This is a genomic window from Streptomyces fructofermentans, assembly GCF_014651055.1.
GTDB classification, from domain to species: domain Bacteria; phylum Actinomycetota; class Actinomycetes; order Streptomycetales; family Streptomycetaceae; genus Streptomyces; species Streptomyces fructofermentans.
This window is the reverse complement of the sequence record NZ_BMWD01000028.1, coordinates 62,249-84,913: the sequence shown is the minus strand read 5'-3', so window position 1 is coordinate 84,913 and position 22,665 is coordinate 62,249. Positions and strand designations below refer to the sequence as shown.

The 22,665-nt window shown below is 73.5% G+C and carries 23 protein-coding genes; 13 read left to right on the top strand and 10 right to left on the bottom strand.

Annotation, left to right across the window (positions count from 1 at the left end; genetic code table 11):
• Nucleotides 1-125: 125 nt before the first annotated feature.
• Entirely contained in the window at nucleotides 126-1,475 is a 1,350-nt protein-coding gene (locus IE265_RS30845; protein WP_190039025.1) for a glycosyltransferase family 4 protein, read from the bottom strand.
• Between the two features lie 464 nt (nucleotides 1,476-1,939).
• Between IE265_RS30845 and IE265_RS30840 the strand changes: the two genes are divergently transcribed.
• A complete protein-coding gene (locus IE265_RS30840) occupies nucleotides 1,940-2,728 on the top strand; it encodes an ABC transporter ATP-binding protein (protein ID WP_373303068.1) in 789 nt (262 codons plus the stop codon).
• A gap of 3 nt (nucleotides 2,729-2,731) precedes the next feature.
• Nucleotides 2,732-4,045 carry an FtsX-like permease family protein gene (locus tag IE265_RS30835; protein WP_190039023.1) on the top strand — a complete coding sequence of 438 codons (1,314 nt, stop codon included), beginning with the start codon at nucleotides 2,732-2,734 and terminating at the stop codon, nucleotides 4,043-4,045.
• Between the two features lie 145 nt (nucleotides 4,046-4,190).
• Here IE265_RS30835 and IE265_RS30830 read toward each other — a convergent pair whose 3' ends face one another.
• On the bottom strand, nucleotides 4,191-4,628 hold the full coding sequence (locus IE265_RS30830; protein WP_003974483.1) for a hypothetical protein: 438 nt from the start codon (nucleotides 4,626-4,628) through the stop codon (nucleotides 4,191-4,193).
• Between the two features lie 361 nt (nucleotides 4,629-4,989).
• Between IE265_RS30830 and hemL the strand changes: the two genes are divergently transcribed.
• From hemL to ccsB, 7 genes are all read left to right on the top strand, one after another.
• Nucleotides 4,990-6,309, top strand: a complete 1,320-nt coding sequence (gene hemL, locus IE265_RS30825; protein ID WP_190039022.1) for a glutamate-1-semialdehyde 2,1-aminomutase — start codon at nucleotides 4,990-4,992, stop codon at nucleotides 6,307-6,309.
• Nucleotides 6,306-6,980, top strand: coding sequence for a histidine phosphatase family protein (locus IE265_RS30820; protein ID WP_190039021.1), 675 nt, complete (start codon nucleotides 6,306-6,308; stop codon nucleotides 6,978-6,980). The genes hemL and IE265_RS30820 overlap by 4 nt, the downstream gene beginning before the upstream one ends.
• 251 nt (nucleotides 6,981-7,231) lie before the next feature.
• The gene (locus IE265_RS30815; RefSeq protein WP_190039020.1) at nucleotides 7,232-8,539 is read left to right on the top strand and encodes a polysaccharide deacetylase family protein; all 1,308 of its coding nucleotides are present in this window, start codon (nucleotides 7,232-7,234) and stop codon (nucleotides 8,537-8,539) included.
• Between the two features lie 89 nt (nucleotides 8,540-8,628).
• Complete coding sequence (locus IE265_RS30810) at nucleotides 8,629-9,273, top strand: TlpA family protein disulfide reductase (RefSeq protein ID WP_190039019.1); 645 nt, start codon at nucleotides 8,629-8,631, stop codon at nucleotides 9,271-9,273.
• A gap of 33 nt (nucleotides 9,274-9,306) precedes the next feature.
• Nucleotides 9,307-10,080 (top strand): cytochrome c biogenesis CcdA family protein, encoded by a 774-nt coding sequence (locus IE265_RS30805; RefSeq protein WP_190039066.1) that lies wholly within the window; start codon nucleotides 9,307-9,309, stop codon nucleotides 10,078-10,080.
• A 4-nt stretch (nucleotides 10,081-10,084) separates the two neighbouring features.
• A complete protein-coding gene (resB, locus tag IE265_RS30800) occupies nucleotides 10,085-11,974 on the top strand; it encodes a cytochrome c biogenesis protein ResB (protein ID WP_190039018.1) in 1,890 nt (629 codons plus the stop codon).
• A 14-nt stretch (nucleotides 11,975-11,988) separates the two neighbouring features.
• The gene (gene ccsB / locus IE265_RS30795) at nucleotides 11,989-13,071 is read left to right on the top strand and encodes a c-type cytochrome biogenesis protein CcsB (RefSeq protein WP_190039065.1); all 1,083 of its coding nucleotides are present in this window, start codon (nucleotides 11,989-11,991) and stop codon (nucleotides 13,069-13,071) included.
• A 69-nt stretch (nucleotides 13,072-13,140) separates the two neighbouring features.
• Here ccsB and IE265_RS30790 read toward each other — a convergent pair whose 3' ends face one another.
• From IE265_RS30790 to IE265_RS30780, 3 genes are all read right to left on the bottom strand, one after another.
• Nucleotides 13,141-15,228: a hypothetical protein gene (locus tag IE265_RS30790; RefSeq protein WP_190039017.1), complete on the bottom strand. Its 2,088-nt coding sequence runs from the start codon at nucleotides 15,226-15,228 to the stop codon at nucleotides 13,141-13,143.
• A gap of 201 nt (nucleotides 15,229-15,429) precedes the next feature.
• Complete coding sequence (locus IE265_RS30785; protein WP_190039064.1) at nucleotides 15,430-15,888, bottom strand: nucleoside deaminase; 459 nt, start codon at nucleotides 15,886-15,888, stop codon at nucleotides 15,430-15,432.
• A 69-nt stretch (nucleotides 15,889-15,957) separates the two neighbouring features.
• Nucleotides 15,958-16,401: a GNAT family N-acetyltransferase gene (locus IE265_RS30780; RefSeq protein ID WP_190039016.1), complete on the bottom strand. Its 444-nt coding sequence runs from the start codon at nucleotides 16,399-16,401 to the stop codon at nucleotides 15,958-15,960.
• Between the two features lie 84 nt (nucleotides 16,402-16,485).
• Here IE265_RS30780 and IE265_RS30775 point away from each other — a divergent pair, with 84 nt between their 5' ends.
• Nucleotides 16,486-17,337, top strand: coding sequence for an alpha/beta fold hydrolase (locus IE265_RS30775; protein WP_190039015.1), 852 nt, complete (start codon nucleotides 16,486-16,488; stop codon nucleotides 17,335-17,337).
• A gap of 6 nt (nucleotides 17,338-17,343) precedes the next feature.
• Here the strand turns inward: IE265_RS30775 and IE265_RS30770 are convergent, their stop codons facing one another.
• Both IE265_RS30770 and IE265_RS30765 read right to left on the bottom strand, forming a co-directional pair.
• Complete coding sequence (locus tag IE265_RS30770; RefSeq protein WP_229916736.1) at nucleotides 17,344-18,462, bottom strand: sensor histidine kinase; 1,119 nt, start codon at nucleotides 18,460-18,462, stop codon at nucleotides 17,344-17,346.
• Nucleotides 18,456-19,127 (bottom strand): response regulator, encoded by a 672-nt coding sequence (locus IE265_RS30765; RefSeq protein ID WP_190039014.1) that lies wholly within the window; start codon nucleotides 19,125-19,127, stop codon nucleotides 18,456-18,458. Before IE265_RS30765 ends, IE265_RS30770 begins: the two co-directional genes overlap by 7 nt.
• A 180-nt stretch (nucleotides 19,128-19,307) precedes the next feature.
• Here IE265_RS30765 and IE265_RS30760 point away from each other — a divergent pair, with 180 nt between their 5' ends.
• A complete protein-coding gene (locus IE265_RS30760; protein WP_190039013.1) occupies nucleotides 19,308-20,648 on the top strand; it encodes a DUF418 domain-containing protein in 1,341 nt (446 codons plus the stop codon).
• Between the two features lie 17 nt (nucleotides 20,649-20,665).
• Here IE265_RS30760 and IE265_RS39160 read toward each other — a convergent pair whose 3' ends face one another.
• Together IE265_RS39160 and IE265_RS39155 are read right to left on the bottom strand one after the other, a co-directional pair.
• Entirely contained in the window at nucleotides 20,666-20,842 is a 177-nt protein-coding gene (locus IE265_RS39160) for a hypothetical protein (protein ID WP_308434834.1), read from the bottom strand.
• On the bottom strand, nucleotides 20,839-21,072 hold the full coding sequence (locus IE265_RS39155) for a hypothetical protein (RefSeq protein WP_190039012.1): 234 nt from the start codon (nucleotides 21,070-21,072) through the stop codon (nucleotides 20,839-20,841). The genes IE265_RS39160 and IE265_RS39155 overlap by 4 nt, the downstream gene beginning before the upstream one ends.
• Before the next feature lie 112 nt (nucleotides 21,073-21,184).
• Between IE265_RS39155 and IE265_RS38705 the strand changes: the two genes are divergently transcribed.
• Nucleotides 21,185-22,132 (top strand): helix-turn-helix domain-containing protein, encoded by a 948-nt coding sequence (locus tag IE265_RS38705; protein WP_229916734.1) that lies wholly within the window; start codon nucleotides 21,185-21,187, stop codon nucleotides 22,130-22,132.
• Nucleotides 22,089-22,208 carry a DUF397 domain-containing protein gene (locus tag IE265_RS38700; protein WP_229916740.1) on the top strand — a complete coding sequence of 40 codons (120 nt, stop codon included), beginning with the start codon at nucleotides 22,089-22,091 and terminating at the stop codon, nucleotides 22,206-22,208. The genes IE265_RS38705 and IE265_RS38700 overlap by 44 nt, the downstream gene beginning before the upstream one ends.
• Nucleotides 22,209-22,236: 28 nt before the next feature.
• Here IE265_RS38700 and IE265_RS30745 read toward each other — a convergent pair whose 3' ends face one another.
• On the bottom strand, nucleotides 22,237-22,641 hold the full coding sequence (locus IE265_RS30745; protein ID WP_190039010.1) for a PLD nuclease N-terminal domain-containing protein: 405 nt from the start codon (nucleotides 22,639-22,641) through the stop codon (nucleotides 22,237-22,239).
• Nucleotides 22,642-22,665: the final 24 nt, after the last annotated feature.

Here is a 22,665-nt window from a genome sequence, read left to right as displayed (position 1 = left end):
CGTGGTGCCGCCGCGCCCGTACGCCGGGAGTGCCGCGGTGCCGTCGTACCCGCCCGCACTGCGGGAGTGCCCCGTTCCCGAGGTGTCGTGGCGTCCGCCCGTGCCCGTGGCGCGGGGGCGCCCCGTCACCCGGCCTCGGACCCCTCGGGCAGGTCCAGCCGGGCCGTGCGTGCCGGTCGCGGGCGGACCAACCACTCCCGCGCGCGGTGCCGCACCACCCCGGCGCCCCGCCGGGCCAGGCTCGTCACACGGCCCGCGGCCCGGGACAGGGCGCGTCGGCCGCCGGTCGCGGCCAGCTCGGCGAACAGGTCCTCGTAGCGGTCCGCGATCGGCCCGGGATCGAAGCGCCGGGAGCTCTCCAGCGCCGCCGCGCCCATCGTCCGGCGCAGCGGCCCGTCCGCGATCAGGTCGAGCATCGCGTCGGCGAGGGACCGGGCGTCGCCCACCGGGACCAGCAGGCCGTCCACCCCGTCGGTGACGATCTCGCCGGGCCCCAGCGGGCAGTCCGTGCTGATCACGGGCACCCCGCACCTCATCGCCTCGACGAGGGTCGTCCCGGACGCCTCCGCGTCCGAGGCGCAGACCACCATCGCCGACTTCGCGAACTCGGCCCCCATCGGTGTACGGGGGCCCATCAGACGGGCGTGCCGGGACAGGCCCAGACCGTCGATCAGCTGCTGGAGGTGCTCGCGCCCGGGGCCGCCGCCGTAGATCCGCAACTGCCAGTCGGGCTCCTTGGAGGCGACCGCGGAGAACGCCTCGATCAGCAGGTCGAAGCGCTTCCCGGGCACCAGCCGGCCCGCCGCGGCGATCACGTTCGGACGTGCCCCTCCGGGCGGACCGCCGGCCGCGGGCACGACGTCGGGCACCGCGGCCACCCGCACCCCGGGCAGCGGCACCCCCTCCCGGTAGGCGCGCGCGTCCGCCTCCGTCGTCGTCACCACCGCGTCCAGCGAGCGGTAGCGGGCGGCCGGCATCCGGAGCAGGCGCCTGCCGCGGGCGTCGAGCCGCAGACGCTCCTGGGCGATCCGCAGGGACCGGCGCGGCGCGAACCGGGACGCGTAGACGTTCAGACCGGGCCGGGTGCCGATCACGACGTCCGCGGCGCAGCCCGACAGATACGCGCGCGCCCGCAGGTCGGTGAGCCGGCTGTACTGCTCGTACCGCGTTTCGCAGGCCGGGAGGTCGAGGGCCGGCAGCGCGTGCTCCGGGCGGGTGAGGTCGGCGCTGCCGTCCCGCACGTCCACCAGAGGCACCAGGGCGACCCGCGGATCGACGGCGAACCGGGGCTCGTCCCGGTGCCGCCGCGCCGACACGATCTCCACGTCGTGGCGCTCGGCCAGCGCCGCCGCGAGGTCGAGCGTGGTGCGGACGGTGGCCCCGACGGCGTACGCGTTGTGCAGCAGGAACACGATCTTCTTCCGGCCCGTGCGGTGCGCGGTCCCCGTACGCTCCTTGCGTCCCGTGCGCTTCATGCGGTGCGTGGCCTCCCCGTCTCGGCGCTCGCCCGGTGCACGGGACGCGGCGGCTGGGCGAGGCGGGCCACCGGTCCCGGCGGGGGCGGGAACCGGGCGGGAGACCCGGCCGCGCCCTCTCCAGCAGGTACTACGGAGCGGACGGCCCCGCAGACTGGTCCCGTCGCGCGGAATCTTCCGGCCGCCGGAGAGAACCGCCCCGGCGACCGCACGGCGACCGGTCTCCCGACGGCCGCGGGCCGCCTCCGTCGCGCCGCCGGCACCCGGCCCCCGCCCGAACGGGCCCGACCCGGCCGGGTCGGACGGAGGGCCTTCCCGACCCCCGGGGTGTCACTGGCTACACCCCCCACCCGGGGTTCTGGGCCCAATGTGCCGGCCCCGCCCGCTCCGTAGCGTCGTTACCGGGGCACAGGGAGTGCCCGGCTGCGGGGCGCCGAGAGGTGCCCGACGGAGGGGTGATGACGATGATCCGCCGAAGGGATCGACGCGCGAGCGAGCGCGGTACGGGGTCGGCCGAGGCGCTCCGGCTGGTCAAGGTGAGCAGGACCTACGGCAGCGGCGACCGTGCCGTGACCGCGCTCGACGAGGTGACGTTCAGCCTGGCGCGCGGCACGTTCACCGCGGTGATGGGGCCCTCGGGGTCCGGCAAGTCCACCCTGCTCCAGTGCGCGGCCGGACTCGACAGGCCCGACAGCGGCATCGTCGTGGTCGACGGCACGGAGATGACGGGCGGCGGCGAGGCCGAGCTGACGAGGTTCCGGCGCAGCCGCGTCGGTTTCGTCTTCCAGCAGTACAACCTGCTCGACACGCTCACCGTCGCCCAGAACACGGTCCTGCCGCTGAAGCTCGCCCGCCGCCCCGTCGACCGGGCGCGGGTGCGCGAGATCCTGACCGCCGTCGGCCTCGGGGACCGCCTCGGCCACCGGCCCGACGAGCTGTCCGGCGGCCAGCGCCAGCGCGTGGCCATCGCCCGGGCCCTGGTCACCGAGCCGAGCGTGATCCTCGCGGACGAGCCGACCGGCGCCCTCGACACCCGCAGCGCGCGGGAGGTCCTGCTGCTGCTCCAGGACGCCGTACGCGTCCACGGTCGTACGGTCGTCATGGTGACCCACGACCCGGTGGCGGCCTCGTACGCCGACTCCGTGCTGTTCCTCGCGGACGGCCGGATCGCCGGGGAGATGCGGCGGCCGACCGCGGACGCGGTGGCCGAGCGCCTCGCGCACCTCGGCGACGACGCGCTGACGGGGGTGTGAGCGATGCTCGCCCTCGCCCTGCGTTCCGTCCGCCGGCGCCCCGGGAGCTTCGCCGCGACCCTGCTGTCCGCGTTCCTGGGCGCGCTGGTCGTCATGACCTTCAACTCGCTGCACGACACCGCCGGCGCGCCGGGCGTCGACGCCGTCAGCGCGGAGACCCTGACCACGGCGGCGGGGGTGGTCGGCGGCTACGGCACGCTCCTCGTCCTCTTCGCCGTCGCCTCCACCCTGACGGTGAACGTCCGCCGGCGCACTGCCGAGATGGACCTGCTGCGCTGCTCGGGGGCGACCCCGGCGCAGCTCGGGCGGATGGTCGTCGGCGAGGCGGTGGCCGTCTCCCTGGCCGGCGCGCTCCTCGCGATCGGGCCCGCGGTCCTGGGCGGGCGGGTGCTGCTCGGGCTCTTCCAGGACAGCGGCCAGGTCGCCGGGTCCGTCGACCACTCCTTCGGTCCGGTCGCACTGGTCTCCGGCTTCGGCATCACACTGTTCGCGGCGGCGGGCGCGGCGTTCCTCGCGGTGCGCCGGGCCGGCCGGGAGCGCCGGCCCGGGAAGGGGCGCGCGAGGGCGTACCTCACCGGCGCGGCGCTGCTGCTCGGCGCCGCCTCGGTCTGCTCGACCTTCGCCTTCACAGCCACCGCCGAGGCGCTGATGGCACCGGCCGCGTACGGCTCGATCCTGCTCGCCGTCGGCTTCGCGCTGCTCTCCGCGAACGTGCTGAGGGCCGTGCTCGGCCGGCTGCCGCTGCCGGGTCCGAGCGGCTATCTCGCCGTGCGGCTGATGCGGCAGCGTGCCGACCAACTGTCCGGCGTGCTCATGCCGTTGATCCTGTTCGTCGGGATGGCGACGGTGACGCTCCACGTCCAGGCCGTCGAGAACGACGCCATCGAGGCCTCCGGGGTCCCTAAGTCCGTGGACGCCAAGAACCTCGAAACCCTCAACCTCACGGTCGTCGGCATCATCGTGGTCTTCTGCTGCGTCATGCTGGTCAACTCGCTGTACGCGGCCACGACCTACCGGCGCGGAGAGTTCGGCAGGCAGCGGCTGGCGGGCGCGACGCCGCACCAGGTCCTCGGCGTGGTCGCCGCCGAGTCCCTCGTCCTCACGGTGACGGGCGTGGTGTGCGGAACGGTGGCCGGGCTGGCGGGGATCATCCCCTTCACGGTCGTCCGCACGGACTCCGTCCTGCCGGACCGGGGCCCGGGCATCTGGCTCGGCATCGTGGCGGTGGCCGCCGCGGCGACCATGGCGACGAGCCTGCTCACGGCCCGCAGGGCCGTGAGCACGCCCGCGGTGGAGGCGGTGGCCCCGGCCGCGTGAGTCCCGCGAGGTCAGGGCCGGACGGCGGGTGGCGCGCCCCGGCCGTCCGGCTCACCGCCGTGCGCGAGTGCGGGTGCCGGGGCCGACGCCCCGCGCGGGTCCGCGACGGGGCCGTCCCGCCCGGACAGTCCGGGCGGGTTCGGGCCTACGGCCACACGAGGCAGTACGGCTGGTGCCCGGCCTCGTGCAGCCGGTGCGAGAAGTCCTGCCACTCGTGGAGGAGCTGGTAGACGTTGAACGCGTCGCGCGGGCCCCCGCGGTCCGGCACGGTCGACCAGATGAAGGCGGCCGCGCCCACGGCCTCCTCGCCGATGCCGCGCAGCGGGTCGACGACGGTCATGGGGAGCTTGACGACGGCGTAGTCGGGGTGGAGGACGACGAGTTCCAGCGGGGGCACCTTGTGCAGGGGGACGCCCTCGATGCCCGTGAGGACCATGGCGGCCATCGTCTCCGGCTTGATCTTGGTGAACATGCCGTTCATGCCGAGTTCGTCGCCGCCGAGCTCCTCGGGGCGCATGGAGATCGGGACACGGGCGGCGGTCGCGCCGTCCGGGGCCCCGAAATACTTGTACGTCACCCCCACCCGGCCACCATTCCCGCTTCCTGCACTGAGCTGCTCTGCCCCGCGGTCCATGAAGTCCATACCGTCCATACGCGTGGACGGCTCGTTCCGCTCAGGGTCGCCCTGCGATCCCTGCGCCTGCCGTGCCTCGGCCGCTTCCGCCTCGCGTCGGTGCTTCCCCCGCCGGGCACGCCGAGGACCGAGGTCATCGGTCCCCTCGCCCAGTCCGCCACCGCGATGCATATCTCCACCCGACTGCTTTTCTAAGGCGCGCGACCCCCGTCACGCAACCCGATCATCGTGACAGTGACCTCCCCCACGGCCGCCCGCCGAAACGTGCGCCGAAATACCTGTCCGCGGGATCTTCGCAGCCTCTGACACCATGGCCCGTGTGAGCTATCCGTACGAAGCCCCAGTTTCGCAGACTCTTTTCGACCGTGCGGCGGCCGTCACGCCCGGCGGCGTGAACTCTCCCGTCCGCGCCTTCCGCGCCGTGGGCGGTACGCCCCGTTTCATGGTGTCCGGTAACGGTCCCTACCTGACGGATGCCGACGGGAGGGAGTATGTGGACCTCGTTTGTTCGTGGGGGCCGATGATCCTCGGCCATTCCCACCCCGAGGTCCTCGCCGCCGTGCACGCGGCCGTCTCCAAGGGCACGTCCTTCGGCACGCCGGGGGAGGGCGAGGTCGCGCTCGCCGAGGAGATCGTCGCCCGCGTGGAGCCGGTGGAGCAGGTCCGCCTCGTGTCCAGCGGCACCGAGGCGACCATGTCCGCCATCCGTCTCGCGCGCGGGTTCACCGGGCGCGCCAAGGTCGTGAAGTTCGCCGGCTGCTACCACGGGCACGTGGACGCCCTGCTGGCCGCGGCGGGCAGTGGCGTGGCCACGTTCGCCCTTCCCGACACCCCCGGTGTCACCGGCGCGCAGGCCGGGGACACCATCGTCCTGCCGTACAACGACCTCGACGCCGTGCACGAGGCGTTCCGCGCCCACCCCGGCGAGATCGCCTGTGTGATCACGGAGGCCTCGCCCGGGAACATGGGCGTGGTGCCGCCCGGGCCCGGGTTCAACCAGGGCCTCAAGGACGCGTGTGCGGCGAACGGCGCGCTGTTCGTCTCCGACGAGGTCATGACCGGGTTCAGGACGAGCCGGGCCGGCTGGTTCGGGGTCGACGGGGTCGTCCCCGACCTGATGACCTTCGGCAAGGTGATGGGCGGCGGCTTCCCGGCCGCCGCGTTCGGCGGGCGGAAGGACGTCATGGCGCACCTGGCGCCGGCGGGCCCCGTCTACCAGGCGGGCACGCTGTCCGGCAATCCGGTCGCGACCGCCGCCGGGCTCGCGCAGCTGCGCCTGCTCGACGCCGCCGCGTACGAGACGGTCGACGCGGTGTCCGCGCGGATCCGTACGCTCGTCTCCGACGCCCTCACCAAGGAGGGCGTGGCACACCGCCTGCAGAGCGCGTCCAACATGTTCTCCGTCTTCTTCACCGACGGAGAGGTGCGCGACTACGAGGACGCGAAGGCGCAGGAGTCGTACCGTTTCACCGCGTTCTTCCACTCGATGCTCGCGCAGGGCGTCTACCTGCCGCCGTCGTCGTTCGAGTCCTGGTTCGTGTCGACGGCGCACGACGAGCGGGCGGTACAGCGGATCGCCGACGCCCTTCCGGCGGCGGCTCGGGCAGCAGCGGAGGCCACGGCAGCATGAGTGACATCACCGTCGTACACGTGATGCGGCACGGCGAGGTCGAGAACCCGGACGGGATCCTGTACGGGCGGCTGCCCGGCTACCACCTGTCCGAGCTGGGCCGCCGGATGGCCGAGCGGGTGGCCGACCACCTGGCCTCCCGCGACATCACGCATGTCGTCTCCTCGCCGCTGGAGCGGGCGCGCGAGACGGCCACGCCGATCGCGAAGTCGCACGGTCTGGACCTCGCGACGGACGGCCGGCTGGTCGAGGCGGAGAACGTCTTCCAGGGCAAGACCTTCGGGGTCGGGGACGGCGCGCTGCGCAGGCCCGAGAACTGGAAGCACCTCGTCAACCCGTTCAAGCCGTCCTGGGGCGAGCCCTATCTGGAGCAGGTCGTCCGGATGATGGGCGCGCTGGACGCGGCCAAGGACGCGGCGCGCGGGCACGAGGCCGTGTGCGTGAGCCACCAGCTCCCGATCTGGATCGTGCGGTCCTTCGTGGAGCGGCGGCGGCTGTGGCACGACCCGCGCAAGCGGCAGTGCACGCTCGCCTCGCTGACGACGTTCACGTACCAGGACGACAGGATCGTTTCCGTGGGCTACACCGAGCCCGCCCGGGATCTCGTGCCGGCGCACCTGCTCGCCGGGGCGAAGCCGGTCAAGGGCCAGGGCAAGGCCTTCGGGGCGTAGCCGCCGCGCCGCGGGCGGGCCGGCGGCGGGGCGTGTCCGAGCCGTCCCGCCGCCCGCCGCCGGTCCGTGGCCGCCATTCCGCCCCGAACGGACGAGGTTTCGCGGATGTTCGGTTCCGTGAAATTCGCTACAGGTTCATCCTCGTAATGTCCATGAAATCGATACGAGTTGTCCGGAACCTGTTCGTTCGTCGTAGCCTCTAACCCGGTGTCCACCGGGTGTGGGCACCGGGCACGACGAATGGGGCGGGAATGCGCGACATCAGCCGAAGGGGAATGCTGGGGCTCGGAGCGGGGGCCGCCGCGGCCCTGGGGCTCGCGGGATGCGGCACCGAGCAGGGCGGCGGGCCGGGGACGCCCCGGGGTTCCGGGAAGCCCGGCAAGGGCGGTACCGGCGGCAAGGGCGGCGGCAAGCAGGGCGGACGTCCGGCCGCACGTCCGATCGGGGACGGCTCCACCTCCTTCACCGGCAAGCAGCCCCGCCAGCCCGCCCGGCCGGTGCCGCTCGAACCCGGTGAGACCCCGCCGCAGTTCGTCGTCTTCTCCTGGGACGGCGCGGGCGATGTCGGGAACGGCCTCTTCGAGCGGTTCCTGAAGCTCTCCGAAGAGCACGACGCGCGCATGACCTTCTTCCTCTCCGGGATCTATCTGCTGCCCGAGTCGAAAAAGCGCCTCTACCTTCCGCCGAACAATGCGCCGGGCGCGTCCGACATCGGTTATCTGACGGACGACCACATCAAGTCGACGCTGGGGAACGTCCGCCGGGCCTGGCTGGAGGGCCACGAGATAGGCACGCACTTCAACGGTCACTTCTGCGGCGGCAGGGGCTCCGTCGGAGGCTGGACGCCGGCCCAGTGGAAGAGCGAGATCGCCCAGGCGAAGTCCTTCGTCAAGGAGTGGCGCACGAACACCGGCTGGACCGACCTCCCCCCGCTGCCCTTCGACTACGACAAGGAACTCGTCGGCGCCCGTACCCCGTGCCTGCTCGGCCAGCAGAACCTGCTGCCCGCCGCACGCGAACTCGGCTGGCGCTACGACGCCTCCTCGTCCGGCGGCCTCCAGGTCTGGCCCGCGAAGAAGGGGGGCCTGTGGGACCTGCCGCTCCAGGGCATCCCGTTCCCCGGCCGCAGTTTCGAGGTCCTCTCGATGGACTACAACATCCTCGCCAACCAGTCGGTCAACTCGACCCAGGCGCCGCCCGCCAACTACCCGGCCTGGCGCAAGCAGGCGACCGACGCGTACATAGCGGGCTTCACGCGGGCGTACGAGACGAACCGCGCCCCCTTCTTCGTGGGCAACCACTTCGAGGAGTGGAACGGCGGCATATACATGGACGCCGTCGAGGGCGCGCTGAAGCACATCGCGGGCAAGAAGGACGTACGCGTGGTGTCGTTCCGCCAGTTCGTGGACTGGCTCGACGTGCAGGACCCGGCCGTGCTGGCGAAGCTGCGGTCGCTGGGTGTGGGGCAGGAGCCGGCGGGCGGCTGGAACGAGTTCCTCGGCGATGTCGCCACGAACACCGCGAACGGATCGAAGGCCCCGTCGGGACAGGCGGCCTGAAGGCTGCCCGAAATGCTGTCTGACATGCGGGTTTCCGCCCGCGAGGGGGGTGCGCAAGATCCCCGGAACGGACATGCGAAACTTTTCACATGAGTGCCGCCAACCGCGCCCCCCAGCGCTCGAACCGGACCCCTCAGCACGCGAACCGCATCCGTCGCCGCGCCGTCCTGGCGACCGGCGGGGCCGTCGCGGCGGCGCTGCTGCTGTCCGCCTGCGCATCCGGGGGCCGGCAGGGAGGCGGGGGCGGCACCGGGTTCGTCACCGGCTCCGACGGCATCGCCACGGTGGCCAGGGCCGACCGGGTCCAGGCCCCCGACCTGTCGGGGAAGTCCCTGGAGGGCGAGCGGCTCGACGTCGCCGACTACCGGGGCAAGATCGTCGTACTGAACGTCTGGGGCTCCTGGTGCGGCCCCTGCCGCCTGGAGGCCAAGAACTTCGTCAAGGTCTCCGAGGACCTCAAGGACCAGGGCGTGCAGTTCGTGGGCATCAACACCCGTGACACCAGCACCAGCCCGGCGCTGGCCTTCGAGAAGGCGCACGGTGTCACCTACCCGAGCCTGTACGACCCGACGGGCAGGCTGATGCTCCGGTTCGAGAAGGGCACGCTCAACCCGCAGACGATCCCCTCCACGCTCGTCCTCGACCGGGAGGGCAAGGTCGCCTCCCGTTCGCTGGCCGCGCTCAGCGAGGACAACCTGCGCAAGATGCTCGAACCGATCATCGCGGAGAAGTGACCGCTCGTGTCCCTTCTCGCCACCGCCGCCGACATCTCCACCACGGTCGACCTCGCCGCCCTCACCGACAGGAACGAGACGGTCTTCAGCGGCGCCCTGCTGCTGGCCGTGCCGATCGCGGTCCTCGGCGGCCTCGTGTCCTTCTTCTCGCCGTGCGTGCTGCCGCTCGTACCCGGCTACCTCTCGTACGTGACCGGTGTCAGCGGGACCGACCTCGCCGAGGCGCGCCGCGGGCGGATGGTCGCGGGCGCCTCGCTGTTCGTGCTCGGCTTCACGGCGGTGTTCGTCTCCGGCGGCGCCCTCTTCGGCTATTTCGGCTCGACCCTCCAGGAGCACCAGGCCACCCTGTCCAAGGTGCTGGGCGCGCTCATGATCGCCATGGGGGTCTTCTTCCTCGGGCTGATGCCCTGGCTCACCCAGCGCGAGTTCCGGTTCCACCGGCGTCCGGTGGCCGGCCTGGTCGGCGCCCCGGTCCTCGGCGCGCTGTTCGGCATCGGCTGGACGCCGTGCATCGGACCGACGCTCGCCTCCGTGAACGCGCTCGCCTTCGACCAGGCGAGCGCCGGCAGGGGGGCCATACTGACGGTCGCGTACTGCGTCGGTCTGGGCGTGCCCTTCGTCCTGGCGGCCGTCGCCTTCCGCAAGGCGCTCGGCGCCTTCGGCTGGGTCAAGCGCCACTACGTGTGGGTGATGCGGGTCGGCGGCGGCATGATGATCGCGACCGGCCTGCTGCTGCTGACCGGTGCGTGGGACAGCATCGTCCAGGAGATGCAGGGTTGGTCCGACGGCTTCCAGGTGGGTGTCTGATTCCATGAGCAACACATCTACGGACCGGACGGACCGGACGGGTCGCGCGGACGCCTCCGCTGCCTCCGCCACGGCCGAGGACCGCGAGGACCTCACCACGGCGGGCTCCCAGCTCTCCACCGCCCCGCAGGAGGACGCGGCGCCCCGTGACGGCGCGCCGAACCTGCCCGCGCTCGGAGTCGTCGGCTGGGCCCGCTGGTTCTGGCGGCAGCTCACCTCGATGCGGGTCGCCCTGATCCTGCTCTTCCTGCTGTCGCTCGGCGCGATTCCCGGTTCGCTGATCCCGCAGTCCGGCACTGACCCCACGAGGGTCGCCGACTTCCTCGCACGGCACACCACGCTCGGCCCGCTCTACGAGAAGCTCGGGCTGTTCCACGTCTACAGCTCGGTGTGGTTCTCCGCGATCTACATCCTTCTCTTCGTCTCGCTCATCGGCTGCATCGTGCCCCGCACCTGGCAGTTCGTGGGCCAGCTGCGCGGCCGTCCGCCGGGCGCCCCGCGGCGGCTCACCCGGCTGCCCGCGTACACGACCTGGCGCACCGGGGCCGAGCCCGAGGCGGTCCGCGGGGCGGCCCTCGAACTGCTGCGCTCGCGCCGCTTCCGCGCGCACGCCGCCGGGGACGCGGTCGCCGCCGAGAAGGGCTACCTCCGCGAGGTCGGCAATCTCGCCTTCCACATCGCGCTGATCGTGATGCTGATCGCGTTCGCCTGGGGCCAGCTCTTCAAGTCGGAGGGCAACAAGCTGGTCATCGAGGGCGACGGCTTCGCCAACACGCTCACGCAGTACGACGACTTCAAGTCGGGGAACCTGTTCACCACGGACGACCTGGAGCCGTTCAGCTTCGTGCTCAAGTCGTTCACCGGCACCTACGAGCGGACCGGCCCCAACCGGGGCACCCCGCGCACGTACCAGGCCGAGGTCGCCTACCGCGAGGGCGCGCACGGCGCGGAGCGGCGGCGGACGGTCAAGGTCAACGAGCCGCTGGAGATCGACGGTTCGAAGGTCTACCTGGTCAGCCACGGCTACGCGCCCGTCGTCACCGTCCGCGACGGCAGGGGCGAGGTCGTCCACCGCCAGGCCGTGCCGATGCTGCCGCTCGACGCGAACGTCACGTCCTCCGGAGCGATCAAGGTCCTCGACGGGTACCGCGACGCCAAGGGCGTGAAGGAGCAGCTCGGTTTCAACGCCTTCTTCGTGCCGACGTTCGCCGGAGCGGGCAAGGGCGAGATGCTCTCGCAGTTCCCCGCGCTCGACTTCCCGGTGCTGGCGCTGTCCGCGTACCACGGGGACCTGGGCGTCGACTCGGGCCTGCCCCAGAGCGTCTACCAGCTCGACAAGAAGAACATGAAGGAGTTCAAGGACTCCGAGGGGAAGCTGCTGAAGAAGCGGCTGCTGCCCGGCGAGACCATGAAGCTCCCGAACGGCGCCGGCTCGATCACCTTCGAGAAGGACGTCAAGGAGTGGGCCGGATTCCAGGTCACCCAGCAGCCGGGCAGCGGCTGGGCGCTCGCCGGCGCCCTCGGCGCCATCCTCGGCCTCGCCGGCTCGCTGTTCATCCAGCGCCGCCGGGTCTGGGTCCGCGCCACCACCGGGCCCGACGGCGTCACCGTGGTCGAGATGGCCGGGCTCGGCCGCAGCGAGTCCGCCAAGGTCCCGGAGGAGCTGGGCGCCCTGGCCGGGCAGCTCTACGACCTCGCCCCGGGCGCCCCGCCCGCCGGAGCGGACGCCCCGCCCGCCGGGCCCGGGACCGCTGAGGCGGAGGCCGGAGCCGCTGAGGCTGAAGCCGCGCCCGGGACAGGGCCCGAGACCGATACCGTGCCGGAGCCGGACTCCGGGAAACCCACCCCCGAACCTCCCGCAGTACCCGCCGCCGAAGGGGCTGAGACGAAGTGACTCCCGCCGCCGCGATGGAGCTGGCCGCCGCGACCAACGAAAACCTCGCGAACCTCAGCAACACGCTGATCTACTCCGCGATGGCCGTGTACACGCTGGCCTTCTTCGCGTACATCACCGAATGGCTCTTCGGCAGCCGCAGCAAGGTCGGCCGGACGGCCGCCGCGCTCACCGCCGGCGAGGACACGGGCCGGGCTCCCGCGGTCACCGTGCAGAAGGCGGGCGGCACCGCCGTCCTGGAGCGGCCGAAGGTCGTCACGCGAGCCGCCGCGGGCGCCCGTGACGTGCCGGACGGACCGGGCGCGCACGGCGGGGACGTGCAGGGGGACCTGTACGGCCGGATCGCCGTGTCCCTCACCGTGCTCGCCTTCCTGATCGAGTTCGCCGGCGTGCTCGCCCGCGCCCTGTCGGTGCAGCGGGCGCCGTGGGGCAACATGTACGAGTTCAACCTCACCTTCTCCACCGTGGCCGTCGGCGTGTACCTCGGGCTGCTCGCGCTGAAGAAGAACATCCGCTGGCTCGGCCTGCCGCTGGTGACCTCCGTCCTGCTGGACCTCGGTCTCGCGGTCACGGTCCTCTACACCGCCAGCGACCAGCTCGTGCCGGCCCTGCACTCGTACTGGCTCTACATCCACGTCTCCACCGCGATCTTCTGCGGAGCGGTCTTCTACGTGGGCGCCGTCGGCACGATCCTGTACCTCTTCAAGGACTCGTACGAGAGCAAGCTCGCGGCCGGCGGCAGGCCGGGGCGCTTCGCGACCTCCGTACTGGAGCGGCTGCCCGCCTCGGCGTCCCTGGACAAGTTCTCGTACCGGGTGAACGCCGCCGTCTTCCCTCTGTGGACCTTCACGATCATCGCGGGCGCCATCTGGGCGGGCGACGCGTGGGGCCGCTACTGGGGCTGGGACCCCAAGGAGACCTGGTCCTTCATCACCTGGGTCGCCTACGCCTGCTACCTGCACGCCCGGGCGACGGCCGGCTGGAAGGGCCGCAAGGCCGCGTACATCGCGCTCATCGCCTTCGCCTGCTGGCTGTTCAACTACTACGGCGTGAACATCTTCGTCTCGGGCAAGCACTCCTACGCCGACGTCGGCTGAGCGGGACACCGCCCGCTCCCCGGAGCCAGGCACCCCCGAACGACCCGCGGCCGGCTCCCGTGACACCCGTCACGGGAGCCGGCCCTCGTCGTCTCCGGGCAGGCGCAGCGGGAGGGCGGCCAGCGCGTCGGCGGGCCAGTCACGGGACGCCCGCCGCAGGGCCTCGCCGTCCGCGGGGCGCAGCTCGGCCAACTGCTCCAGCTCGCGCCCCAGCCGTTCGGCGACCGCCGGAACGGGCAGCGCCAGCGGGTCGCGGACCTGCCACACCCCGTGCAGCAGGCGGCGCACCCGCAGGTGCAGGCCGGCGTCCGCGCCGTCCGGCGGGCGCGTGTCGGCGTCCGTGCCGCCGAGCGCGATCTCGGTCCGGTCGTCCGGACCGGGGCCGTCCGGTCCGTGCGGACCCGGGTACGGCGCCGAGGCGATGGCGGCCAGTTCCGCCAGCCACTGGTCCGCGCCGGTGCGGTGGAAGCCGTCGCGCAGATGAGCGACGGCCGGCCCGGTGGTGCCCAGGGCGAGTTCGTGGCGCAGCCGGTGCCGGGCGCGGCCGGCCCCGGCGCCCGGCGCGGGCGCGTAGTGGGCGACGAGCGTGCGGTGGGCGGACCGCCAGGTGTCGTGGCCCGGCTCGCGCCGGTACAGGGCCAGCAGCAGCAGGGTCCGCAGGAACGGGTCGCCGACGAAGTACCCGGGGGCGGCCGGCACCCCCTCCGCCGCCAGTCGCTCCTCCAGGCCCAGGACGCCGAGGGCGCCGAAGCCGTCCGGCAGCAGGGCGTCGGCCAGCGCGCACGCCGAGGCGCGGTCGTGGGCCGCGGCCAGCACGGTCAGCTCGTCCGGGTGGTCGCCGGGCATCAGCCGGTCGAGCAGTTCGCGGTAGGCGGGGCGGGTGCCGTGCTCCCCGCGCAGGGACAGGCCCGCGGTGAGCAGTTCCCCGGGCGAGGCCGCCCCGCGGGGCAGGTTCTGCCGCGCGGACTCGGCGAGCAGGGCCGTGCCGAGCGGGCTGCCTCCGGTCAGGCGGTGCGTGGCGGGCGGCAGCAGGGGCGGTACGGGCACGCCCCGGCAGGCCGTGCCGACGATGTGCGCGGTGTCGTCGGCGGACAGCGGCGGCAGTGGCACGAGCAGCGCGCCGGAGGAGGCCGTCCCGCCGTGCGCCCAGCCGTTGGAGCGGGCCACCTCGGGCAGGGCGCGACGGGTCGCGTTGAGCAGGGAGGGGTGCCCGTGGGCGCGCAGCCCGGCGAAGAACACCACGCGGTCGGCGATGCCGTCGGCCCGGTCGCGCAGCACCGAGCCGATCAGTCCGGTGCCGGGCCCGGTCTGCGCGTTGTCGATCAGCACGACCGGCCGGCCGGGGCGCTGGCTGCGCTGGAGGGCGCCCGCGTACGCGTCGCCGAGGTCGGCCAGCAGGGCCCGTACGAGGTGGTGCTCGGCGTGCGTGCGGGAGTCGCCGTCCGTCCGGAAGTGCCCGGAGAGCAGGACGAGTCCGAGCTTCGGGCTGCCGGCCGCGTTGGGGTAGTCGCGGTACCAGGTCGCGGCCCTGCGCAGCCTGCGGTGGGTGGGCGAGACGCCCTCGGAGAAGACCTCGAGGGTGGCCTCGATGATCGGCTCGACCACGGGTCCCGTGCCCGACAGCGCTTCGGTGAGCCTGGCCGACACCCGGCCGACCCACCGGCCCGCGATCCCGGCGCGCCACGACCCGGTGTCGTTCAGCAGGAGGACCCGCTCGGCCTCCTGCCGGATGCGCGGCAGGTCCCGGTCGCCCCAGCCGCTCGCCGCGACGGCCAGCAGCCCGGCCGTCAGCCGCGGGAAGGGGATGCGCCCGGCGCCGGTAGCGGGTTCGGCGAGCTGCTCCGCGACGGCCAGCAGCGCCTGGGAGACGGCCGACCAGGACCCGGGCGGGCGCCGCGGGGGCGGCCCGGCGAACTGCCGGTCCTCGCAGTCGATCAGCGCGACCGGCGTGTGCCCCTTGTACGCGGCCAGGAGTTCGCCGAGCGCCGCGCTCTTGCCGAGGCCGCGTCCGCCCGTGAGCACGACGAACGGAAGGTCGTCCGGGGGTCCGCCGGCCCCCGGCCGGTGCTCGGACGCGGGCAGGCCGACCAGTCTCGGAGCGAGCCCGGGCGGGTCCGTGTCGAACAGCGCCCCTCGGCCCTGCAGCCCTGTCTGCACCGCATCCCCCCCTGGCACGGTCCGGTTCTCCGTACTGCTGTGAGGTGTATCAACAGCGGAGCCGGAAGGGGGAGTTGCTTCGGAGTAGGGGAGATGATGCCCGTCCGGTGCACGGAACTGTCCGTTCTCGCGTCGCAGGCTGACCGCAGAATCGGTCAGCCTGTCGAGGACACGGTGATCGATTCGAGCCCGCCGCACGGGTCACTCACCGATGTCCTCGTTCCACAGGGCCGGGTTGTCGCGGACGAAGCCGCGCATCAGGGAGACGCACTCCGGGTCGTCGAGCAGCACGATCTCCACACCGTGCTCCGCCAGCCAGTCGTGGCCGCCGCGGAAGGTCTCGGCCTCGCCGACGACGACGCGGGAGATCCCGAACTGCCGGACCAGTCCGCTGCAGTACCAGCACGGGGACAGCGTGGTCACCATCGTCGTCCCGCGGTACGAGCGCTGCCGTCCGGCGTCGCGGAAGGCCGCGGTCTCCCCGTGCGCCGAGGGGTCGCCGTCCTGGACGCGGCGGTTGCGGCCGCGCCCGAGCAGCGTGCCGTCCGGCCCGTACAGGGCGGCCCCGACGGGCACCCCGCCCTCCGCGAGGCCGGCCCGTGCCTCCTCGACGGCGGTGGCCAGCCACGCGCGTGCCCGCGCCCGGTCGATGCGTTCCATGTCGTCCACGTCACCACTCTGCTGCGGCCGGGACACCGCGGCAACGCGCGGCGGGGCACCACCGGCGGCTCAGACCAGCCGCAGGTCGATCCAGAGCGCGGTGCCGCCCGGCAGCACGTACCGGTCGCACTCGACGAAGCCGTGGGACCCGGCGAAGCGCAGGCCGTCGGTGTTGGCCGCCAGCACGACCGTCTCGATCGTCCGGGCGCCCAGTTCACGGGCCTGCGCCAGCCCTCGCGCGTAGAGCTGCCCGCCGATTCCCCGGCGGCGGTGGTTCGGGAGGACCCGGGCGATCACCGTGGCCGTGCCGTCGTCGTCCGTGGGCGGCCGCACGGTGGTGCACCCCACCAGTTCGTCGCCGCGGTACGCGACCTCCATGACGTTGCGCCCGGCCCGCTCGCGCACCTCGTCGGGGGACAGGACCGCGGGCGGCACGATCACGTTGTGCACGTGCCTCCAGTCCGCCAGTACGGAGTCGTCGGTGCCCGCGCGCTCGATACGAAGATCGGTCATCGCAGCAGGCAACCGCGCCCGGGCCCCGCCGTCAACCGGGTAAACCCTTTGCCGGTGCCGCGGGACGTCACCAGGATGGGCCGCATGCCCTCCTTCACCGCCGCAGACGGCACCGAACTGGCCCACCGCGTCGAGGGCGAGGGCGAGCCGCTGCTCTGCCTGCCCGGCGGGCCGATGCGCGCGGGCCGCTACCTCGGGGACCTGGGCGGACTCCCCGCGCACCGCCGGCTGGTCCTGGCCGACCTGCGGGGGACGGGCGCGTCCGGGGTGCCCGCCGACCCGGCCGGCTACCGCTGCGACCGGCAGGTCGGTGACGTCGAGGCCCTGCGCGCCCACCTCGGCCTGGAGCGGTTCGACCTGCTCGCGCACTCGGCGGGCGGCGACCTGGCGATCCTGTACGCGGCGCGGTACCCCGCACGGGTCCGCACGCTCACCCTCGTCACCGCGCGGGCCCGGGCGCTCGGCGTCGACTTCACCCCGGAGCACCGGCTGGAGGCGGCGGCCCTGCGCACCGCGGAACCGTGGTTCGAGGGGGCGTACGAGGCGTACGCGAGGATCTGGGACGGCACGGCGGACGACTCGGACTTCGACACCGCGGCGCCGTTCTTCCACGGTCGCTGGGACGCGGCGGCACGGGCGCACGCGGCGGCCGAGGAGGCGCAGACCAACGAGGGGGCGGCCCGGGTGTACGCGTCGGCGGGGGCGTTCGCGGACCCCGCCGCCGTACGGGACGCCGTGGCCTCGCTGGACGCCCGGGTGCTCGTGCTGGCCGGGGAGTGGGACAGCGGCCCCCTGCCGAGGGTCGCAGCCACGATCGCGGGGCTGTTCCCCCGTTCCGAGACGGTCGTCCAGGCGCGCTCGGGCCACTTCCCGTGGCTGGACGACCCGGCCCGCTTCAGTGCGACGGTCGCCGCCTTCCTCGACCGTGAGCCGTAGCCGGCGTCAGTCCCCGGTGGCGGGAAGGCTCAGGCGGGCCCGGTAGCCGCCGTCGGGGGTCGGGCCCGACTCGAAGGCGCCCGCGAGGTTCTCGGCGCGCTCCGCCAGTCCCACCAACCCGTGCCGCGCGCTGGGCAGTCGGAGCACGGGACGGGTCGGCGGGGTGTTGACGACGGTGACGCCGAGCTCGGCGCCCTCGTGCCAGAGGGCGACCGTGGCGCTCGCCCCCGGCGCGTGCTTGCGGACGTTCGTCAGGGCCTCCTGGACCGTCCGGTAGACCGCGCGCTGGGCCGGGGCCCCGATGCCGGGAGGGAGTTCGCCCGCCAGCGTCACGTCGATGCCGCTCGTGTCCACCAGTTGACGCAGCTCGGCGAGCGTCGGCTGCGGTGTCGGCTCGGTCGACCGGCCGCCCGACGCGCGCAACAGGGTGACCATGTGCCGCAGTTCGTCCAGGGTCGTGACGCTGAGCCGGCGGATCGTCCGGGCCGCCTCCCTGGTCGCGGCGTCCTTCGCGCCCACCTGGAGCGCGCCCGCCCGCACCGCGATGAGGCTCACCTGGTGGGAGACCACGTCGTGCATCTCCCGTGCCAGTTGCGCCCGTTCGCGGGCCAGCACGCCCTGCGCGTGCAGCCGCCGCTCGTGCTCCCGCACCTCCTCGACCTCGGCCAGCCGCGCCGAGACGTCCCGCCGCGCCTGTACGAGCTGGCCGAGGAAGACCGGGGCCGCCGCGGTCGCCAGCAGGTAGACGAAGTCGATGAAGGTCCAGATGCGGTCGTCCGACGCGTAGTCCGACAGCGGCCACGGCAGCGCGGAGGCCACCGCGGAGGCGGTCGCGCAGGCGACGAGCAGCGGCCGGTTGCGGCTGCGCTCGGCCAGCGTGTAGAGGGCCGCCAGCGGCACCACGACGACCGACGAGAACAGTGCGGCGGGCAGGGAGAGCAGGAAGACCGCCTGCGGGATCCGCCGCCGCACGGTCAGCGCGCCGCAGGCGAGGGCGGAGAGGGCCAGCTCCAGCGGATCGGCGTGGTCGAGCTGGAGCCGGACGTCCAGGGCCGCGCAGGCGACGAGCAGCACGTCGGCCAGGCCCGCCGCCGGGCGCCGGCCCGCTCCCCGCGGCTTCAGCACCCCGGGTCCCCGCCGAGCAGTCCCGCCCGCTGCGCGAGGAGCGCCGCCTGCACCCTGCTGCCCACCCGCAACTTGGTGAGGATCGCGCTGACGTGGTCCTTGACCGTCCCCGCGCTCAGGTGCATGCGCGTTCCGACGTCGGCGTTGGACAGCCCCTCGGCGACCAGCACGAGCACCTCCCGCTCCCGGCCGCTGAGCAGTCCCACCCGCCGCACCTCCGGATCCGCGGCGCGGTCGCGCTCCGCGGGGTGTCCCGGGTGGGCGCGCAGCATCGACCGCGAGGCCTTGGGGGACAGCACCACCCCGCCCGCCGCCAGCGTCCTTACCAGCGAGGCGAGCTGCTCCGGCTCGGTGTCCTTGAGGATGAAGCCCGCGGCGCCCGATTTCAGGGCCGTGACGATGTACTCGTCGGAGTCGAAGGTGGTCAGCATCGCCACCGCGGGTGCCGCGGGCATCACCCGGATCGCCCGGAGCACGGTCAGTCCGTCCACGTCCGGCATCCGGATGTCCAGCAGGACCACGTCGGGCCGCAGCCTCGCCACCGTGCCGGCCGCCTCCGCCCCGGTGGACGTCGCGACGACCTCGATGTCGTCGGCCGCGTCCAGGATCAGCTCGAAGCCGGACCGGATCAGCGCCTCGTCGTCGACCACTTGAACCCGGATCACTCGTGTCCCGCCCCCCCGGCCCGCCGTCCCGCTCCTCGGCTCCGGGTCCAGCGTAGGGATCCGGCGGGTGGGGCGGTACTGGGCCTCCGCCGCCCGGCGGGGTGGCTCCGGCCGACCGGCGGGGGTCCGCCCGTCGCTCGGCGGATGCGCTCTGAGCTGGGGTTTCTCCAGTCTCGGTGCATGAAGCGAAACGCCTTCGAACCCTCGCCGCACCCGACGACGCCCGAGCCGCCGCCCGACGTCCCCGGAGCCGCCGGGCCCGCCCGAGCCCCCGGTCCGGTCGGAGCCGCCGGAGTGGGCGGGGGCGTGGAGGGCGGTGGGGCCGGTCGGGGCGGCACGCCCGGGCCCGGCCGCGCCGCGGGCCGTGTCGTCGGCGTCGACCTGGCCCGCGGCCTGGCCGTCCTCGGCATGTACGCGGCCCACGTCGGCCCCGACCCCTCCGACGGCGGGCCCACCGGCTTCGTGATGGAACTCGCGCACGGCCGCGCCTCCGCCCTCTTCGCCGTCCTGGCGGGCCTCTCGATCGCCCTCATGACGGGCGGCCGCACGCCGAGGACCGGCCGCGAAGGACGCCGCGCCGTCGCCAAGGTACTGATCCGCGCGTTCGTCCTGCTCGTGCTCGGCACCTGGCTCACGTCCACCGGCACCCCGGTCGAGGTGATCCTCGCGTACTACGGCCTGTTCTTCGTCCTGGTGCTGCCCTTCCACCGGCTGCGCCCGGCCGCCCTCGCCGCCCTCGCCGCGGTCACGGCCCTGCTGCTCCCCCAACTCCTGTACGTGGTCCAGCAGTCGGCCGACGAGGGCACCTGGGCCGACGCCGTCGTCCGGTACGACCCGCTCGCCCGCGTCAGCGGCACCGACGGCTTCCTGGAGCTGTTCGTCACCGGCAGCTACCCGGCTCCCGCCTGGATCCCCTTCGTCCTCGCCGGCACGGCGGTCGGCCGCCTCGACCTCTCGTCCGCGGCGGTCCGCCTCCGGCTGGCCGGCGCGGGTGCGGGGCTCGCGGTCCTCGGGTACGGGGGCTCGTGGCTGGCGCTGCACCTGGTCCCCGGTGTCCGTGCCGCCCTCACCGCGAGCGTCGAGGACAACGGCTACGGTTCCGGCCCGGTCATGTCGCTCTGGTGGTCGGACGCGGCCGGCTACCCGGAGGGCGACACGGCGGCCTGGCTGTGGACGGCGTCGCCGCACAGCGAGAGCACCCTGTCCGTGATCGCCCACACCGGTGTCGCCCTCGCCGTGCTGGCCTGCTGCGTCGCGGCGGCCGACCGGCTGCCCCGCTTCCGCCGCCTCGCCGCCCCGGTGACCGCCGTCGGCACCATGTCCCTGACCGCGTACGTCCTCCATGTCGTCGGAATTCGGCTCCTCGGCATCGAGGAGCTGCCCGGTTCCGGGCCGCACGTCCTGCTGGGCTTCGTCGCGGCCGCCACGGCCCTGGCACTCGTCTGGTCCCGCTTCTTCCGGCGCGGGCCGCTGGAACACCTGATGGGCCTGGCCACGCGGCCCGCGCGTTTCGTCGGGTGAGGCACTCGGGCGTGCCCCTACGGGCCGTGCCCGCCCCGAAGATGCCGTCTCAGCAGCACGTCGGCGTCGGTCTCGGCGCTGCGGTTGTACCGGGCGCGGGCGTCGTCGCGCCGGACGGCCAGCTCCGTGCAGGCCGCGCAGCCCGGGACGGGCACCGGCGGGCGGCCCGGACCGTCCTCCTGCCGGACCGTCACCGTGCGCGCTCGGAACGGTCGTTCGCCGCCTTCAGCGCGGCGGTCAGCCGCTCGTCCGCCGTGGCCGCGCGGATGCGTCCCGGGTCGGCCGGCCACTCACGCCCGCCGCCCACCGGCCGCAGCATCGCGTACGGGCCCGCCGTGCCCCGGTACTCGCCGACCCGGCCGGTCGCCGGGTCGTGGACGAGGTCTCCGGGCTCCCACCCGTCGGGCTGTGCCGTCGCTTCCACCGTGTCGATCCTCACGTTTGGTGACTTCGGGTGTACTCAGAGTCGCCGAGGGGAACGGTCCGGATCAAGATCCGACGCGTGACACTGGCCCACTGTCACAAAGGGGGACGTGGTGAGCCGACGCAATGCCGAGGGCGGGTCGGCGGCCACGACGGCCGCCGTGTTCGGCGAGGTCCTCAAGCACTTCCGTGAGGCGGCCGACCTCACCCAGGACGGGCTGGCGCGGCAGATCCCGTGCGACCGCTCGCACGTGGCCCGCGTGGAGGCGGGCACGCGCGTGCCGCAGGACGTCTTCGCCAAGGCCTGCGACGAACTCCTCGGCACGGGCGGGGTGCTCCTGCGGCTGTGGGGCCGGATCGACTGGTACCCCCAGGTCGAGCATCCGGACTGGTTCGAGCGGCGGGCCCGTATGGACGCGGAGGCCGTGGCGGTGCGTGCGTACCAGACCCATGTCGTTCCGGGGTTGCTGCAGACGCCCGACTACGCGCACGCGTTGTTCGCCCGCCGCGTCGCGGACGCGGACGAGGTCGAGCACCGCGTCAGGGCGAGGCTGAGCCGGCAGCGGCGATTCCTGACCCCGGGCGGGCCGCTGTACGTCGTGGTCCTGGACGAGAGCTGTCTGCGCAACGTGGTGGGGGACCCTGCCGTGATGCGTGACCAGTGCGCGCACCTGCTGAGCGTGGGCCGACTGCCCAATGTGCGGATTCAGGTGGCCCCGGCGGACCGGTCCGACATCGACCGGCCGGATACGCCCCTGTCGCTCATCACGCTGCCCGGCGGGCACAACTGGGTCTACTCGGAATCCCTGGACCACGGCCACTTCAACGACGATCCGTCCGTCTACGGTCGCCACGGCCAGACCTATGATGTGCTCAGGGCTGATGCTCCGTCGGCTCGCGAGTCCGCCGTCCTGATCAGCGACGTGATGGAGGGGTACGAGCATCATGGACAGCCACCAGCTGAGCGCGGCGACCTGGATCAAGAGCAGTTACAGCGGGGCAAACGGCGGAGACTGCATCGAAGTCGCCCTCGGTACCCCCGGCGTCGTCCCCGTCCGTGACAGCAAGGACCCCGAGGGTCCCACCCTGCGCATCGGACGGAACGCCTGGCGGGCGTTCACCGCCGCTCTGCGCTGACCCCCGCCCGAGGCGGCCCGCGGGCCCGTCACTCCTTGGCGTCCTCGTCCCGCTCGCGCCGCTTCAGCTCCTCCTCGCGGCGCCGCAGATCGGCCTCCCAGTCCTTGAGGAGGGCCTCCTCGTCGCGGCCCGTGCCGTCCGTGCCGGCGTCCTCGCCGCCCTTCGTGTCGTCCTTGAGCGACTTGAGGAACTCGGGGTTGTCGTCCGGGGCGACCCAGCCGCCCCGGCGGGCGCCCGAGGAGCCCCGGGCGGCCGTGCGGTCCCGGCCGACGACGAGCCAGGAGATGGAACCGACGAGCGGGAACAGCAGTACGAGGATCGCCCAGAGAGGCTTGGGGATGTACCGGATGTCCTTCTCATCGGTGGTGATGCAGTCGATGAACGCATAGATGCTGAGTGCCAGCGGCACCAGGATCATCAGCACCCGAAGCATGCGGCGGTCCCCCTGCTTGTGGAG